Here is a 14,890-nt window from a genome sequence, read left to right on the forward strand (position 1 = left end):
GGCAAAATTAAAACTGAGTCCGGTACAATACCGAACTCAGTTTACCCAAGCTGCCTAAATGAAATAACCGTGTCTAACTTTTAGGGGTCACTTCACATATCAATTCAATGTCTTTTTGCATATGGCTTGTCAGAAGAATCGTTACGCCCTTTTTCTTCAGATCAAGCAATAATGTACGAATGTTTTGGACGCTTGTTTTATCAAGTCCATTAAATGGCTCATCAAGTATAAGTAAAGAAGGGTCTTCCATTATTGCTTGTGCAATCCCCAATTTTTGTTTCATACCTAAGGAATACTTTTTTACAGGTTTCCTATTTTCAGGATCTAAACCTACCCTCTCAAGTGTAGCCTTAATCGCAGTATCGCTTATTTTATTTTGAATAGCTGCTAAGTAACGCAAATTTTTAATACCTGAATAGTCTTCAAGAAATTGAGGTGTCTCAATGATGATTCCTGTATTTTTAGGGAAATCCACTTCATTTCCAAGTTTTTGTCCGAATACTTTAATTTCACCACTATCAGGGGCAATGAGGCCACTAAGAATTTTAAATAAAATGGATTTTCCACATCCATTATAACCAATAAAGCCATATGCTTTGCCCTTTTCTATAGACAAAGATACAGAATGGAAAATGATTTGCTTTTTAAAAGATTTAGATACATCTTTTGCTTCTAAAACTAAATCGTGCATCGTTTAACCCCTTTCCGAAAAGAATAATGAATTCTTCTTGCTAGTGACATAAAGGTATCCTACAGTAATACCAATGATCACAAATTGGATAAATAGAAAGTAAAAGTACGTACCATGATTTATTAGAATGTTAGCAACAAATGCATGCTGACCTAAAATAAATGGAAAAACTAATTGAAAAAAATAGAGGAATACAACGAAAATAAAACCACTGCTTAGTCGGTTAAATTTGATTGAAACTACTAGCTGAACACATGAAATACAAAACGCACCTATAAATTGTCCAAAAAATGCAGGAAGTAAAAGCCTTTGAAGCATGACCTCCTGTGGGTGGTCTAGCCAAGAGAAAAATGCTTCAGTGATCTGCGTAGTTCGTTCATATAAAGTAAACGAAATAATCAGCAACATTAAATAATAGATATATAGCATTGCAAAAATAATCAAGTAGAGGGACAAAACATGGGAAACTATAAAAAGCACACGCTTTTTAATTCTTAATAAACAATTTATTGCAAGTTTCCCCATCATTTGGGCTATGTATATATCTACAATTATTGCAATTCCAATATAGGGAAGTAACAATATAAAAATTTGAATAAAATGTGAATTTTCAAGTTGCATAAACCCAATACTTACGAAATAAAAATCCATTGCAGAATGATACAAGTCACTCCTGTTAAATAAGGTATGAAAAATTAAAATCCCTATTATCCAACCTAAAATGAAGAATGCTTTCTTGTAAATAAAGCGAAGATTGTATCGAATAATCGACAGCAAGTTGAAAGACATTCGTTATAAATTCACCCCTTTAGACAGACGCACAGAAAAGAATAAGAAACTTATACTTAATATAATAAAAGCAACATATGAAATGAACGAATGGAGAAAAATCCTATTTTCATGAGGGTTCAAATAATAGATACTTTAATTACGAAAATGCAGAATAATCGACCTATTAATTGTTATTTTAAGTGCTTCAAGTCTATTTTTAAATTGCAAATGAAATTGCTCGTTTTTATTTCATAACAAACGAGGTTATACAAATACATTTTATATTTGTTGAGTAATCCCAAGATTATGAGCTACTTTTGTCTGAAGTTGAATATCCTAACTCACTATTTATAGCAATTTTAGGAATAAAAATGAAGATTACTGCTTTATTTCATCCTTCCCTTCCTTTCTCAAACGCGTGGTTATTATATTACCATCCTCTTATCAATTGCTGCTTTTTCCTATCACATTAGGGATTCGGCATTTATTCTGTCTTGATAAGGATATAAATAATTATGAGGGAGAGCTTCCTTGTAAAAGTAACTTACAATCATTATTGTAGTAATTACTATCAAATAACCAAATTATTCAGAGGATGTCATTAATAATTCTTTTAGCAAGAAATATTATTTCTATAATTACGAAGAGTTTGAAATATGCCAATTTAAATTTATCTTGTCCATAACCGACATTTCAACCGACAATATTTTTGTCGGTACCATCAAAATTTCTGTCGTTTGCAGTTAATTTTTCTAGTGATGGCACTGCATGTTTTACAATTGTTAGAAAAAAAGAAACTATTTCTATAACCTTTCGTCTAGTTCTTTAAAGGGGGAAATTAAGATGATAAGGAAATTACCGATTATGTTAGTTTTTTTAAGCTTATTATCCTTAGCAGCTTGTACATCAAACGAAAAAAGTAACAAGATAACGCTACCTGAAGGCATTCCTAATTTTGTTGAAGCAAGTGATTTTGAAAAGATTGATTGGGATAAAAAAGCGGTGACATTTAATAACAATATTATTGGAAATGAAAATAAGTCAGGCGTTATTGGTGCAGACGCGCCAAGCTTAAATGTTCAAAAATGGATGTGGCATCTTTGGGGAATTGAAAATCCTACAGAAACAAAGTTAACGGTAGTGGGTTATCACAAAGAAACAGGAACGGTCCATCAAATATTAACGACTGGCTGGACAATTGACCTTGGAGGGGCAAACAATGGAGCAGATGCCCACGCCCCATCAGGCGTTAAAATACCAGAAAAAGGACAATGGGCGATACTGCTTTATACAGATGAAAAATTGTTTGATATCTTGATTTATGACATCAATAAATAAGAAAAGAATATTAAAAGTTTAGTTTTAAAGTGCAAATTCAAAATACTAAATTTGTTGGCTAACTTGCTCAAAGCCTTCTTTTCAGCGTCTTGGATTTTTACTACTTATATTTTGTTCATATAAGTTAAGCTAGAATAGCATCTTTAACAGTTTTTATTGCTTTGACAAGTAAGTACTTGATACCAGACGCTCCTCATTTGATAAACATATTCCTGTCTACCTAATGAGGAGCATATCAATAAGAAGTTGCTTGTTTAAATTCTATCATTAATTATCTGCTAGATTCCTTCTATTTTTGAAGAGAATGATTAATATAACGGTTGTACTAATAATTATTCCTGCATAAGGAAAGAACAACGGTAGGTGAATAATATCAAGTAAAGTTAAACCCACTAAAAGCCCACAAATCATGATAATCAATGAAAAAATATTTTTAATCATAATTAGATTACACCTCTTTCTTGAAAGTTTTTATCATGAATTTGCTCTGACTTTAAAAGCACAATAAGCTACTACTCCTTCAGTAGCCAAGCCAGCTCCTAACAAGCAAGGGATACACCCAGCACCTGCTGTACCTATACATGCTAATCCACATGCAACCGATAAAGCTGTTATTGCCCAAGCAGCAATACCTTTGCTCGCTAAACAATCGTTAAATTCACTCCAAAAACCAGCACTTACTTTTATGGGATTAATAAATATAATATTATTTTGAGAGATTGACTCCTCAGTTAGTGTAGAATCAAAATCCTCTTTATCAAATTGTAAATATTCTTTTTTTGCTAAGATTCCGTTATTATACACCTCAACCTCAGCTGTATAATTAACATCATTACCAACAATTTTAGTTTCAACATAATATTCTAGATTGCCAGTCTTATCAAAGATAATAGAAAAGAAAGATTTATTCAGCTCACTTTTAACATTTTCATACTCAATTGGAAGATAAACAACATTGTGTTCGTCACTAGTTTTAACATCTAGGTCAGATAAAGATAATTCACCATTTGTATTTAAGCTAATATCATCATTAAAAATTAGCTTTTTTGTGTTTTCCTCAAATTCTTTTGTTACTGATTCACTTGCATCATCAAATTTTTTATTGAATTCTTCAGATTTAATCAATAAATCTTGCAGTAAATCTTGTCTTTCTTGCATTTTTGCACTTGCTTCAATATCCCTATATAATCCCAAAGATGAAGCGAAAATTATTGAAAATACCAAGCTTAAAACTACAACTACTTTCACAACTAAAGTATTTTTTATCATATACATTTCCCCTTTACTTTGTTTAATGTAATGTATAAAAAATATAACTATATGTCTTGATTCCAACAATTGCTATCTGTGTATAAAATCAATTGTCATGGAAATCAAGATTTTTTTACTTTATTATGATATTATCTGCTATAGCACACTTCTACTCGAGTTAAATTAATCATATCCCCTCACCAACCGACATTTCAACCGACAATTTTTTTGTCGGTACCGTCTAAATTTCTGTCGGTCAGATTAAATTCCCTAACTTAACTGTCTTCAAAACACCCATAGTTAGAGCTTTTTCGCTTCTAGTCGTTGCCAATGACAAGTAATTTGTGTAGCTGAAAAGAAACTAAAAAAAGTGCCGATTTACCCCGACACTTTTATCATCAAATATCTTTAAATTCATCAAGCAATTGTTTCTCTTTTGCAACCTCAACCGCTTCTAGTCTTGTAGATACACCTAACAGGCTAAAAAGCTGGGATAAATAGCGTTCTACCGTACGCACAGAAACATTGAATATTGCTGCAATTTTTTTATTTGGATAGCCTTTTATTAACATCTGAAGTAACTGTTTTTCTTTCTCCGTTAATTTTAAATTTGTAAACCTATTATTCATTTTATCTTTAATATAATCTAAAAAATCGACTGGAATCACGATTTTGCCTTGCACACTTAAACGAATTATTGAGATTAGTTGCTCAATGGAAGCAGTTTTTGAAACTATACCATTTACTTTTCTTTCAAATAGGAGCGAATAATAGGAGCGAATGTTATCGCTTGTATATAAAATGACAATCGCTTGGGGTTGATTTACTTTTATTTTAGTCACAAGCTCTAAGTCGTTTGTTGTCGCCATGCTGGCGTCAATTAAGTACAAGTCGAATCGTTTGTCTTTCATTCTACACAAAACATTATGTGGGTTTTTCTCCGTTTCCAGTTGTAAATCTTCAATTTCCCTTAACAGTATTTTTAAACCTTTTAAAACAATCGGATGATCCTCCACAACTAAAATTGAAATCAATCGCATCCCTTCCTTTGAATTAGTTTCATTTTGAATTGTGACTCTTTTTTATTTTATCATCCATATTTTTCTTAGACATCTGAGGTGTCAACTCTTCACAAAATTTTCAGAAAACACATTCAAAACCCCTAAAAAAACAGTCGAATAAGGGCTATTTTATACCCTTTCAATCGACTGTTTATAGTCAAACTATACTTTGTTCAAAAACCAAGAAACCTATGTACCTTACCTACAGAACTTCCAACTGAAATCGCGATTTTTTCCGCTAGTTACATATTCTTTATTTAAAAGATTCTATTGTAATTTCTTCCGCATCCTTCTTGTGAATAGTAAGCCAGCTCCAATAAAGAAAATAAGCATCATAACCTTTATAATCGGAAAGATAAATAGCTTACTAACAACAAAAATAACGAAGATATAATAAACGACCATTGCTAATAAAAACAATCTAAGTTTATTCAAACTGTTACCTACTTTCTTTTAATGCTGCTTCAATTGCAGCAAGCGCCTTGGGACCCATGCCATGCAAATTTTTTAATTTCGCTAAATCGCCCTCTTTTAGTTGTTGCAATTGTGTATATCCAGCAGCATTCAATGCACGAATAGCAGGCTTAGCAACGCCTTTTGGCCATTCTGTCATATAAACCCGTCCTTTCTATTTCGACAATACTCGATTAATAATAGCTAATAGAAGTATAACTAGCAATGCACTACCCTAATCAAAGCTAATGTCTAATGTAGTACGTATCTCTTGCTTCCCATTATGCAAGGAGTGTTAATGAAATGCAATTTCTCAATTAATAGCCTAGTATTGTTTTATTTCTTCTTCTACCATTTCTAATAATGTAAATTGCTCAAGGGTCATTAACATATTTACTCCCTTCCTTATCCACTTTTCACCTGAATGACTAAGTCGATTAAGACAGATGCCCTTTCTTACATAACAAATAGCAAGGAGGATGAAATCATGTTCTTTTTTGCATAAAAATATGGCGTTTAGAATTTCTTTTTGTGCTTTTGAATACTCATTATCTTTCATTAATAGTAAAGCAATATTCATTGAAATATTAATTTGTAATCGTGAGACTTGGCGAAAGTTTTCAAATAAGGCGATGTGTCGTAAAGCAAATTGTTTTATTTGAAGGACTGTTGGTAAAGGGAATAAAAATAAAATCGCATTCAGCATGTATAAATCAGCAATATAAAGTTGATTGCTTTTAGATAAGTCACGCCAAACTGGTTCAACGATTTCCTTCGCTCTCTCAAAATCACCTGTATTAGCTAATATGATAAGTCCATCTAAAATAATTGAAATATGAATAATTTGTTGATCTTCCTCAAATTCTCTTAAATAACGTTTGCACTTCTCCGAAAGTCCTCTCAGTACAGCTTCATCGTTATATGATGTCCGATAAAATTGGGCGATTATCTCATCACGCTTACTGTATTGATAGCCATTTTGAATATAAAAAAATTCTTCAAATGTAATGCCTAGTCGATTTATAATCCCATGCATCGTCGCAAAGTTTATGTCAGTATTCTTATTTTCAAACTTTGAATATGCACCTTGTGTTAACAGGTGAGCTGCCACATGTTTTTGAGTATACCCTTTACCAATTCTAATTTGTTTTGTAATCTCACCATAACCTTTCACGTTGGCATTCACTCCTTTACAAAATATTCTTTCAAGAATATTTAGCTAAAACGATTGAAATGTATGCAATTATATAATTTATAAGGGGGTGATTAAATTGATTGATGTAATAAACATTGAAAAATCTACTTCAACACTTTGGTTAGTCGGTACAGGGACAGGAAGCTAATAACAAGTTTATATAGCCCCTCTTCCCTGTTTTTGAATGTAAAGATTGAGAAACTGACCATCTTATCATTGTTGTCCATTTCTAACTTTATTGTACAATTGGCGTTTTTTTGTTGTCCATAGCTAAAAGCTTTGCAAACCGGCTTCACATAGAGGGTTTGCAAAGCTATTAAATTTATAGAAGTCTCTTTCAAACAACCAAACCAACCGCAAAACAGTATATTCTACCTTGTGTCCATTCCACTTAACACTTTTAATGAAACAAAAGCAGTAACAACAGTTAACAAACCCAATATCCCCATAACAAGGTTTGGATTTATAGAATCTAATAACACACCTGTCAAGACTTGTCCTAATGGTATAGATATTAATAATGCAGAACTTAAAAATCCAAAAAATCTACCTTGCTTTTTAACAGGAATTTTCTTTCTATACATTATGCCAAAATAGGTATTCCCCATACCAAATGCTATACCCGATATAAAGTAAAAAATCGTTAGCATGAGTGGCGTATTAGCTAGACTCATCAATATATTAAAAATTCCCATGACCGCACAACATATAAACCCGTAAATAAATATGTTGCTCTGGTATTTCAATTTCATTGACATAAAAGCCCCGATTATAACCCCAACAGGTGAGCCCACAAAAATAATGCTCCACCATAATGAGCTTACTTCCAAATTAATAACAATTACGCGAAGGGTTAACATAATAGCAGCACCTAAAATATTAATAATAGCAGCGCTAAAAAGAAAGGTTTTTAATATCCTTTCTTGAAAAAGAATAGACATTCCTTCCTTCAAGTCTACAAGAAAAGATTGTTTTGATTTAGCTTTATGCTGTTCTGTAATATTTGTAGTCAACAGTATAAGAAGAGAGAGAACGAAGCACAACCCATTAATAAGAAAGAAGTTACCAGGACTAAGTACACTAAATAACAGCCCACCTAACATTGGCGCTAAAATGCCCTCCAGCTGATTAGATGTTTGTCTAAGAGCTACAGCCTCCTGCAACTCATCATCATTGACAATAATTGTGAGCGCAACATTGGCTGCTGGGGAATGTAACGTACTGCCAAATGAATAGACAATAAAAATAAGGAGTATATACAAAAAATCAAAATAGCCTAAAATTGTAATACTAGCAAGTAAAATCAATAACATACATCGAATACTGTTTGCAACAAGCATTAATTTTTTTTTATATAATCTATCCACAAATGTACCCATTAAAGGCGAAAGAATCACAATAGCAATGGAACTGCTAGCGGTTAAAATAGAAACGAAGATGGATAATCTTGTTACTTCTAAAATCCAAAGCGGTAAAATAAAGAGAATAATTTTATCTGCAAGACCTGATAGAAATTGTGCATAAAAAATTTGTGTGAATTTTTTGTTAATAAAAAAAATTTTTGGAATGAATTTCATACTCCTCAATCATCTCTATTTCGTGTATATTCCATAGAATTCCTCTTGGATCAGGCTTAATATTCCTTATCCGTTTATTAATAATTTGGACATCGTAAGGGCTACATATAAAAAGAACAGGTAATTGTTCGCAAATATATTTAGACCATTGTTTGAAATAAATTGGGTCTACTTCTAAACCTTTTTTAATTAAGCTAACATTCTCTTCATCCTCCCACCCAATGATTTCGTTAATAATTCCCTTTTCACCAAAAGCAAATGAAGGATCAGGATGAAGCATTAAAGTTTGTGTTATTATAAACATATCAAGCTTATTTTCTTTAAAATCTTCTTTCCAAATATTCGAATCGAATTTTTTCAGAATAATGTCTATACCTTTGACTTTAAATTCTTTAACCAATTCTCTGGCTATTAACTGATGTTCCTCATTATTAATAAAATAACCAAGTTTTAAAGATAGCGGATAGTCACTAATAGTATTTCTCGGCTCAGATTGATGGTCTTCATTTTTAAATCTCTCCAATAATTTAGGATAAAATTGATTAAGGTTTTCCGCAAAACCATGGTACACATTATTTATTATTTTTTTCTTGTCAATAAATCTATAAAAATAGTTTCTATTTTCTATATTTCTAAAAAAATTAGTTCTATGATTTAATGCTATATAAATGATTTCTGGTTTTGGTAACGGGTAGAAATTATAACTTGAATTTATATATATATCTTTATTAGATAAAAGTCTGATTGGTAGTGTTGTAAAATCTAATTTTTCTTCTAAAATCAGTTGTTCTAATACCTCTATACTTCCTGTTTGAATAACCATATTTTTAATTTTGGGGGCACCTAAATGAAAAGCATCATTTCGGTCAAAGAAGTATTTATCACCTTCTATTTTTATTAATTTATAAGGTCCACATCCTATATAATTTTTATTATATTTATTAGAATAAAATGATGCTAAATCTATATGTTTAAAAATATGTTTAGGAAGAATAGGTAACAATAGGCGTTGTTTAAAAAACTTGTCTGGTTTTTTTAATACTATTCTTAAGGTTAGTGAATCGATTATTATTAATTCTTTAATATTCTTAAAATAATGGTTTTGAAAGTTACCAAATCCAGATAAAATAATTTCAATTGTAAACTTAATGTCATCACTGCTTATCATTTTATTATCAGACCATAATAAACCTGGTTTTAATTCTAAAATATGTTGAGTGCAATCATTATTGTTATAATATTCTGATAGTAATCTCGGTACCAATTCAATTTTTTCATTATACATCATCATCCCTTGATACAAACAGCCCATTAGCCAAGTATCAACATCATTCCTACAAAGTAAAGGATTTATTCGATTTTCTGATATACCTGGTATAAAAAGGTTTATCTGATTATTTCTCATATTTAGCCCATACCTCCAAATTAGTTTTATTTTTATAGTGTTTTTTTTGAGGTAAAAGTTCTTCAATATAAATGAAATTGTTTGTATTTTTAATTGCTCGTTGAAAAATTAGTAAGTCATAAATAGTTTTTAAATTAATATAGGTTGCTTTAAAATTTATATCAGTGTACACAAAAAACTCCATAGGTAAATTTAATTTGATAAATAGGTTAAAAATCTCGATTAACTTTTTAGATAATGGACTTTTAGAATTTAAAAAATCAAAATCTCTTAATCTTAATCGAAATCTTTCTCTGCTTATAACTAAATTATCAATGCAAATTCTAGGCTGATAATCTAAATCCAATTCTATACGAGAATACGCATGTCCATTAAGATTCAAATTATTTTGTAGAGAAATATAATTTAAAAGCTTGTAAATACGTTCATTTCCTGGTGAAATAGATGATGCATTCCAAATAAAAATTTCCTCATTATTTTTCAAATGAGTAATTAAAGTCCCATATTGTAATTTTAAATATACGTCGCTAATACTGATTTCTTGTTTTGACTTTACATTGCGGTCATATATATATAATTGCTTTGTTATTGAAGGAATAGAAAATCCTATCCCATCTAAATCATTATTTATATGAATATTCCCCTGTACTACATTTTTTGCATTAGGTAAACAATTGTATATTAATTTTTCGAATAATTCCCTTTCCTTTGCATTAAAATATCTTAAAAATCTACCCAGTAGTCTTCCAACATGTATTGATAACATCTCTGGAATTATATATATTTTAGAATTATCTTCCTCATAAAATTGAAAAATACATTCTAACTTATCTATGCCATATGATTCCTTAGGGAAAACTACCTCAAAATCGTTAATAGTTAATTTCAATACTTTATTTTCACTGTTTAATTTCTTTTTTATAATATCTATAAAAGTTTTATAGTTTTGTTTATTTTGAGATGTTTCTCTCCAAGATCGATAATTATAGGTTTTATAATCTAACGTTTTGCTATATGGTAAAAAGCTCAGCTCTAAAAGAGGTATAGATCGATTTTCTCCATAACTATCTTTTATATATTTTACAATATTATTTTCTGAGGTATAAGGGTATAATAATTCGAACAATTTTATATAAATACTCATGGCTTTATTAAATTCATTCTTTATTTTTCGATGTAAAGTAATACTTTCTTGCTTATAAGCTAAATTTGCTCTGACTAATTGAGTTGGATAAATTTCAGTAATACTTGATAATTTTAAAAAATCCTCTTTAAATCCTTCAAAAGAATTCGTATAAATTCTTTCAGGAATTTCTGCTAAAATAGGATTCTTTAATACAGAACCTATAGTTTTTAATGGATTTTCATCTGCATAATAGGTTGTTCCCAGTACTTTTAAGAAATCCGTTTCTATTAAGTAATAAATTTGTTCTCGCAATGTTTCATATTCTATATGATGAATTAATATACTTTCTAAATCGCAAATGCTAAATATTCTATCTTTTTGTAAAAACAAATCTTTCATAAAATATTTATAAGGTAACTTACATTTTTTCAAGACATTATATGAGCTAGACCAGAAATAAATATTATTCTCGATTATACAGGCAGTTGGATTTATATATAACGAAGGTTTATAAGGATTTATATTTTTTTTAAACTCTCTTTTTGCTAGATGCTTTGCTATATTACAATTAAATTCCAAGGTTATATTAAAATTTGATGAATCTATTTCAAAATTGTCTTTATCTCCAAAATAACCTGTTACTATTCCCGCCCATAGACTAGAAGGTGTTGGCATAATACTAGATTTATGCAAATATCTTAATAAAGTAGTATACTTATTTTTATCAAGAGTCTGACTACTATCATAAATGCTATTAAATAAATTTTGATTAACTACTAAAAGGGCATTTGAAAACCAATTTGATACTAACTGTAACTTAATAATATTTTCAATTTGTTCAGTTTCTTTTTCTATTTCCTTTAAAATTAATCGATTTAATTCACTATAACGTATACGTAAGAAATTATGAGACTCCAATCGTTTCAGGATATTTTTAGAAAACCTCCTCTTTATTTTATCTAAATCATTTGCATAGTCTTTAAAAGATTTGTATATCTTTCTCCTAAAATTAATTAAATCTCTTCTATCTTTGTCGCTTTGTGCTTTTTTTACTTCCTCAAATAAAATAGATGAAATTTGCTCATTTTCAATATAAAGCTGATTTTTTAAATCCAATATTAATTTGGCATAATTGTAGCTGTCAAAAGACAAATCTCTATACAAAAAATCAATTTTATTAACCGGTAACCTAATAGCTAAAATCTCCATGCTTATTCCCCCTATCTGGAGAAGTTAAATATGAAAAAGAATAAGAATAACCAGCTTGTATACCTGGTTGTACTCCTAAAATGTTCCACATAAAAATAATCAAACAACTTACTATCCCTCTAATACCTCTTGTAAGCTTTCCATGAAAATATAACCTCTGAAGTTCTTCAAACAACTTAATTAAATTTGTATTAATTTTTAATATTTCATCTTTTATATTTTGATTAATATCCTCAAAAGCTTTTTCAATATCTAGTTGAATTATTAGATTAATTTCACTAATCATATTTAATAGCACCATTTTATATTTTGATTCATCAAAAGCCCTTAATTCTAAAATCTTTTTCCAACAATCCCATCTTTCAAAGTCATCTTGAATCATTTTATTAACACAAAAATTGCTATACCAAGCAATAAATGCATAATATTTATTTTTATTTAACTTTTCTAAAGTAAATAAGCAACATAATTCAGTTATCTCACAAAAAAATTTATGACAAATATCTAACCCCAATTGTCCTCCGAATAAATATACTTCAGGTTCATATATAACTTTTGAAGTAGTATAGTTTTTATTTAATAAAAATTGATCGAAGCCCTGAACATCAATAGGAAATCTTACTCTAAGGTGAGATTGGTTCAGATAAGATTTCCTAATATACCAAAATTTAGTTCCCGATTCTCCAAAAAACTCATAAAGTTGCTTTACCAATTGATTTTGTTCTTCATAATTAGCATTAATAATGTAACAATTCCAAAGTTTGAAACTATCTTCAATTTTTCGAGATTTCATTTCTAACTTTTCTATATCCATTAGCTCTCCCCCAGTTAGAAAAACAAATCCACTAAAAGTGAATTTGTTTTTCTTAACTTAAATTTTTAAAAAATTAGCTCACATTAAAAACCTCTTAATGCATCATCACAACCATAACTTGTACTACTTGTTCCTTTTTGAGAAAGCTCAATTGTCTCTAGTTCTTCAACTGTTAATTTCATAATTACACCTCCTTTTTTGTTTTAAAATAAATATACAATGTTTTTGAAAAAATCGAGCAAAATATTCCTAAAAGAATAATAGATAATTAAAACTCCTCCAGTACTTCATGCATGCTTCTTCTATCCTCTTAGAAAACATAAAAATCGTAGAATCAAATATTCTTTTATGAATATTTTTAAAAGAATATTTAATTATCATTTACTATAGAAGCATCAAATAAGCATATTAATTCAAAAATCGTTGAACCTTTCAAATCTTACGCAAACGAAGATGCAAACACTATTGAATATAATTCTATTGAAGTGGAGAAAGAAATACTACAAGAACTCGGAATAGAAGATACTGAACAATTAGATTTACATGTTGAAGAAGATAATAATTTGGTCACAGTATATACTGACATCAACACAACAGATGTTCATGTATCAACAGTAATATATTATGATCTATTTACTGAATCCATTTTATTGCATGGTACAGTAGAAGAAGATGGAGAAAAAATCTCCCATGAATATGAAGTAATTGTACATACAAGTGAAGGACAGGATTTCTCAGCAACTTTTGTCGATCAATCTGATGGCGAAATTTATGATATCAATACATTAGAAGCACAATCCTCTGCTTTACCAGTATTCATTATAGCTGCCGAGCAAGATATGGTATTTCTTATGCGATTAAAAAATACGGTAGAAAAGCTACAACGAATGCGATTCGCAGTAGAAATTTTGATAAAGTATTATCTTCTGTATCAAGATTAGATGCTAATTCACGCAAGCACATCCTAGATCCAAAGCATGATTGGCATAAAGTAACGAAGAATAATTGGGATGATGTATCAAAAGTAATGTCTTACGTGATGCGCTACGGAAAAGAGGAACCCTATAAGATAAATGGAAGACAGAAAATATTAAATATAAATGGTCATACAGTAACGGTAACTTTTGTAAGAAGGGATGGAAAAATAAAAATAGGTAGTGCGTGGGTTAATAGATAATAGAAAATTGAATTCTTTCAATAACTTCAAAGGAATTGAAGAGTTCTATTAAAAACATGTTGATTTATTTACTTACAATCCCTAGGTTAAAACGGTCAATATTTCGTTATAACCTAGGGCTACTTCAACAGATATAAGCTACTTTATTTCTATAAATACTATTTACTTTATGAAGAATAATTTTTGAAATATTTTTTATAATATATTGAAAGTTGAAAGGAAAATCAGTAGTACAGAGGTGAATAAATTATGTTGAAACAAATAGAAAGTTACATTCTATCTGGCAACTTCACAGAAGCTGAAAAATTATACCAAATAATGGATTTCCAACAATTTGAAGATGAAATCATAATTAGTGCTTATGACAACCGCAATATACTTTACTATACTTTTTTACATTATTTATTAATGAAAGTAGAATCAGAGGAATTACACAATCTTGCCTTTACTTTATTGATAGTCCCTTTAGTGCCTATTGAAGGTGCCTATCATTGTGCTCTCTATCATGCACAAAAAGCTATCGAATTGACAAATGAACAAAATGTAGGAGATTTAGAACTTATATTATTTCTATATGGGGTGCCCGATCAAGTCGTAAGTGATGATAAAGCCCTTGAAACTTGCCATAAAATTTTAGCGTTAGAGCCTTCTAATGAAATTGCCAAAAGTGTACTTAAAAAGGTCCAACGCAGAATGAAGTAATGTTCTTATGTACTTGTGAAAAAAGTACAAGCTCCTTTCATATTTAGCTCTCTACTCTCTTACGCCTATTTATTAATTGGCGTAAATTTAAAAAGTTCCTAGAAACTATAAAACTTTCTT

12 protein-coding genes and 1 pseudogene are annotated in these 14,890 nt (G+C 29.7%); 3 read left to right on the plus strand and 10 right to left on the minus strand.

Going from position 1 to position 14,890, the window contains the following annotated elements; translation table 11 throughout:
- Positions 1 to 73 precede the first annotated feature (73 nt).
- Positions 74 to 691 (minus strand): ABC transporter ATP-binding protein, encoded by a 618-nt coding sequence (locus ACIP9C_RS00005; protein ID WP_401007397.1) that lies wholly within the window; start codon positions 689 to 691, stop codon positions 74 to 76.
- 1,614 nt (positions 692 to 2,305) lie between these two features.
- Here ACIP9C_RS00005 and ACIP9C_RS00010 point away from each other — a divergent pair.
- On the plus strand, positions 2,306 to 2,800 hold the full coding sequence (locus tag ACIP9C_RS00010; protein ID WP_401007398.1) for a hypothetical protein: 495 nt from the start codon (positions 2,306 to 2,308) through the stop codon (positions 2,798 to 2,800).
- 474 nt (positions 2,801 to 3,274) lie between these two features.
- Here the strand turns inward: ACIP9C_RS00010 and ACIP9C_RS00015 are convergent, their stop codons facing one another.
- The 9 genes from ACIP9C_RS00015 to ACIP9C_RS00055 all read right to left on the minus strand — a co-directional run bounded on the left by ACIP9C_RS00015 (position 3,275) and on the right by ACIP9C_RS00055 (position 12,891).
- Entirely contained in the window at positions 3,275 to 4,069 is a 795-nt protein-coding gene (locus ACIP9C_RS00015) for a hypothetical protein (RefSeq protein WP_401007401.1), read from the minus strand.
- 380 nt (positions 4,070 to 4,449) lie between these two features.
- Positions 4,450 to 5,085: a response regulator transcription factor gene (locus ACIP9C_RS00020; RefSeq protein WP_401007403.1), complete on the minus strand. Its 636-nt coding sequence runs from the start codon at positions 5,083 to 5,085 to the stop codon at positions 4,450 to 4,452.
- 294 nt (positions 5,086 to 5,379) lie between these two features.
- Positions 5,380 to 5,547 carry a hypothetical protein gene (locus tag ACIP9C_RS00025; protein ID WP_401007405.1) on the minus strand — a complete coding sequence of 56 codons (168 nt, stop codon included), beginning with the start codon at positions 5,545 to 5,547 and terminating at the stop codon, positions 5,380 to 5,382.
- Positions 5,548 to 5,551: 4 nt separating this feature from the next.
- Positions 5,552 to 5,725, minus strand: a complete 174-nt coding sequence (locus ACIP9C_RS00030; RefSeq protein WP_401007407.1) for a helix-hairpin-helix domain-containing protein — start codon at positions 5,723 to 5,725, stop codon at positions 5,552 to 5,554.
- 165 nt (positions 5,726 to 5,890) lie between these two features.
- Complete coding sequence (locus tag ACIP9C_RS00035) at positions 5,891 to 6,739, minus strand: helix-turn-helix domain-containing protein (RefSeq protein WP_401007409.1); 849 nt, start codon at positions 6,737 to 6,739, stop codon at positions 5,891 to 5,893.
- A gap of 392 nt (positions 6,740 to 7,131) precedes the next feature.
- Positions 7,132 to 8,337: an MFS transporter gene (locus ACIP9C_RS00040; protein WP_401007411.1), complete on the minus strand. Its 1,206-nt coding sequence runs from the start codon at positions 8,335 to 8,337 to the stop codon at positions 7,132 to 7,134.
- Positions 8,306 to 9,742 (minus strand): ABC transporter substrate-binding protein, encoded by a 1,437-nt coding sequence (locus tag ACIP9C_RS00045; protein WP_401007413.1) that lies wholly within the window; start codon positions 9,740 to 9,742, stop codon positions 8,306 to 8,308. Before ACIP9C_RS00045 ends, ACIP9C_RS00040 begins: the two co-directional genes overlap by 32 nt.
- Positions 9,732 to 12,077 (minus strand): lantibiotic dehydratase, encoded by a 2,346-nt coding sequence (locus ACIP9C_RS00050; RefSeq protein ID WP_401007415.1) that lies wholly within the window; start codon positions 12,075 to 12,077, stop codon positions 9,732 to 9,734. Before ACIP9C_RS00050 ends, ACIP9C_RS00045 begins: the two co-directional genes overlap by 11 nt.
- The gene (locus tag ACIP9C_RS00055; protein ID WP_401007417.1) at positions 12,058 to 12,891 is read right to left on the minus strand and encodes a thiopeptide-type bacteriocin biosynthesis protein; all 834 of its coding nucleotides are present in this window, start codon (positions 12,889 to 12,891) and stop codon (positions 12,058 to 12,060) included. The genes ACIP9C_RS00050 and ACIP9C_RS00055 overlap by 20 nt, the downstream gene beginning before the upstream one ends.
- A 407-nt stretch (positions 12,892 to 13,298) precedes the next feature.
- Between ACIP9C_RS00055 and ACIP9C_RS00060 the strand changes: the two are divergent.
- Positions 13,299 to 14,068, plus strand: a pseudogene (locus ACIP9C_RS00060) (SAR2788 family putative toxin).
- Between the two features lie 249 nt (positions 14,069 to 14,317).
- Positions 14,318 to 14,770: a hypothetical protein gene (locus tag ACIP9C_RS00065; protein WP_401007419.1), complete on the plus strand. Its 453-nt coding sequence runs from the start codon at positions 14,318 to 14,320 to the stop codon at positions 14,768 to 14,770.
- Positions 14,771 to 14,890 lie beyond the last annotated feature (120 nt).

The organism is Lysinibacillus sp. NPDC093210 (genome assembly GCF_044753985.1).
Lineage (GTDB): Bacteria > Bacillota > Bacilli > Bacillales_A > Planococcaceae > Lysinibacillus.

Excerpts from the sequence above, each read along its gene's own strand:
- ACIP9C_RS00005 (WP_401007397.1), bottom strand. The coding sequence starts at position 691 with ATGCACGATTTAGTTTTAGAAGCAAAAGATGTATCTAAATCTTTTAAA.
- ACIP9C_RS00010 (WP_401007398.1), top strand. The coding sequence starts at position 2,306 with ATGATAAGGAAATTACCGATTATGTTAGTTTTTTTAAGCTTATTATCC.
- ACIP9C_RS00015 (WP_401007401.1), bottom strand. The coding sequence starts at position 4,069 with ATGATAAAAAATACTTTAGTTGTGAAAGTAGTTGTAGTTTTAAGCTTG.
- ACIP9C_RS00030 (WP_401007407.1), bottom strand. The coding sequence starts at position 5,725 with ATGACAGAATGGCCAAAAGGCGTTGCTAAGCCTGCTATTCGTGCATTG.
- ACIP9C_RS00040 (WP_401007411.1), bottom strand. The coding sequence starts at position 8,337 with ATGAAATTCATTCCAAAAATTTTTTTTATTAACAAAAAATTCACACAA.
- ACIP9C_RS00045 (WP_401007413.1), bottom strand. The coding sequence starts at position 9,742 with ATGAGAAATAATCAGATAAACCTTTTTATACCAGGTATATCAGAAAAT.
- ACIP9C_RS00050 (WP_401007415.1), bottom strand. The coding sequence starts at position 12,077 with ATGGAGATTTTAGCTATTAGGTTACCGGTTAATAAAATTGATTTTTTG.
- ACIP9C_RS00055 (WP_401007417.1), bottom strand. The coding sequence starts at position 12,891 with ATGGATATAGAAAAGTTAGAAATGAAATCTCGAAAAATTGAAGATAGT.
- ACIP9C_RS00065 (WP_401007419.1), top strand. The coding sequence starts at position 14,318 with ATGTTGAAACAAATAGAAAGTTACATTCTATCTGGCAACTTCACAGAA.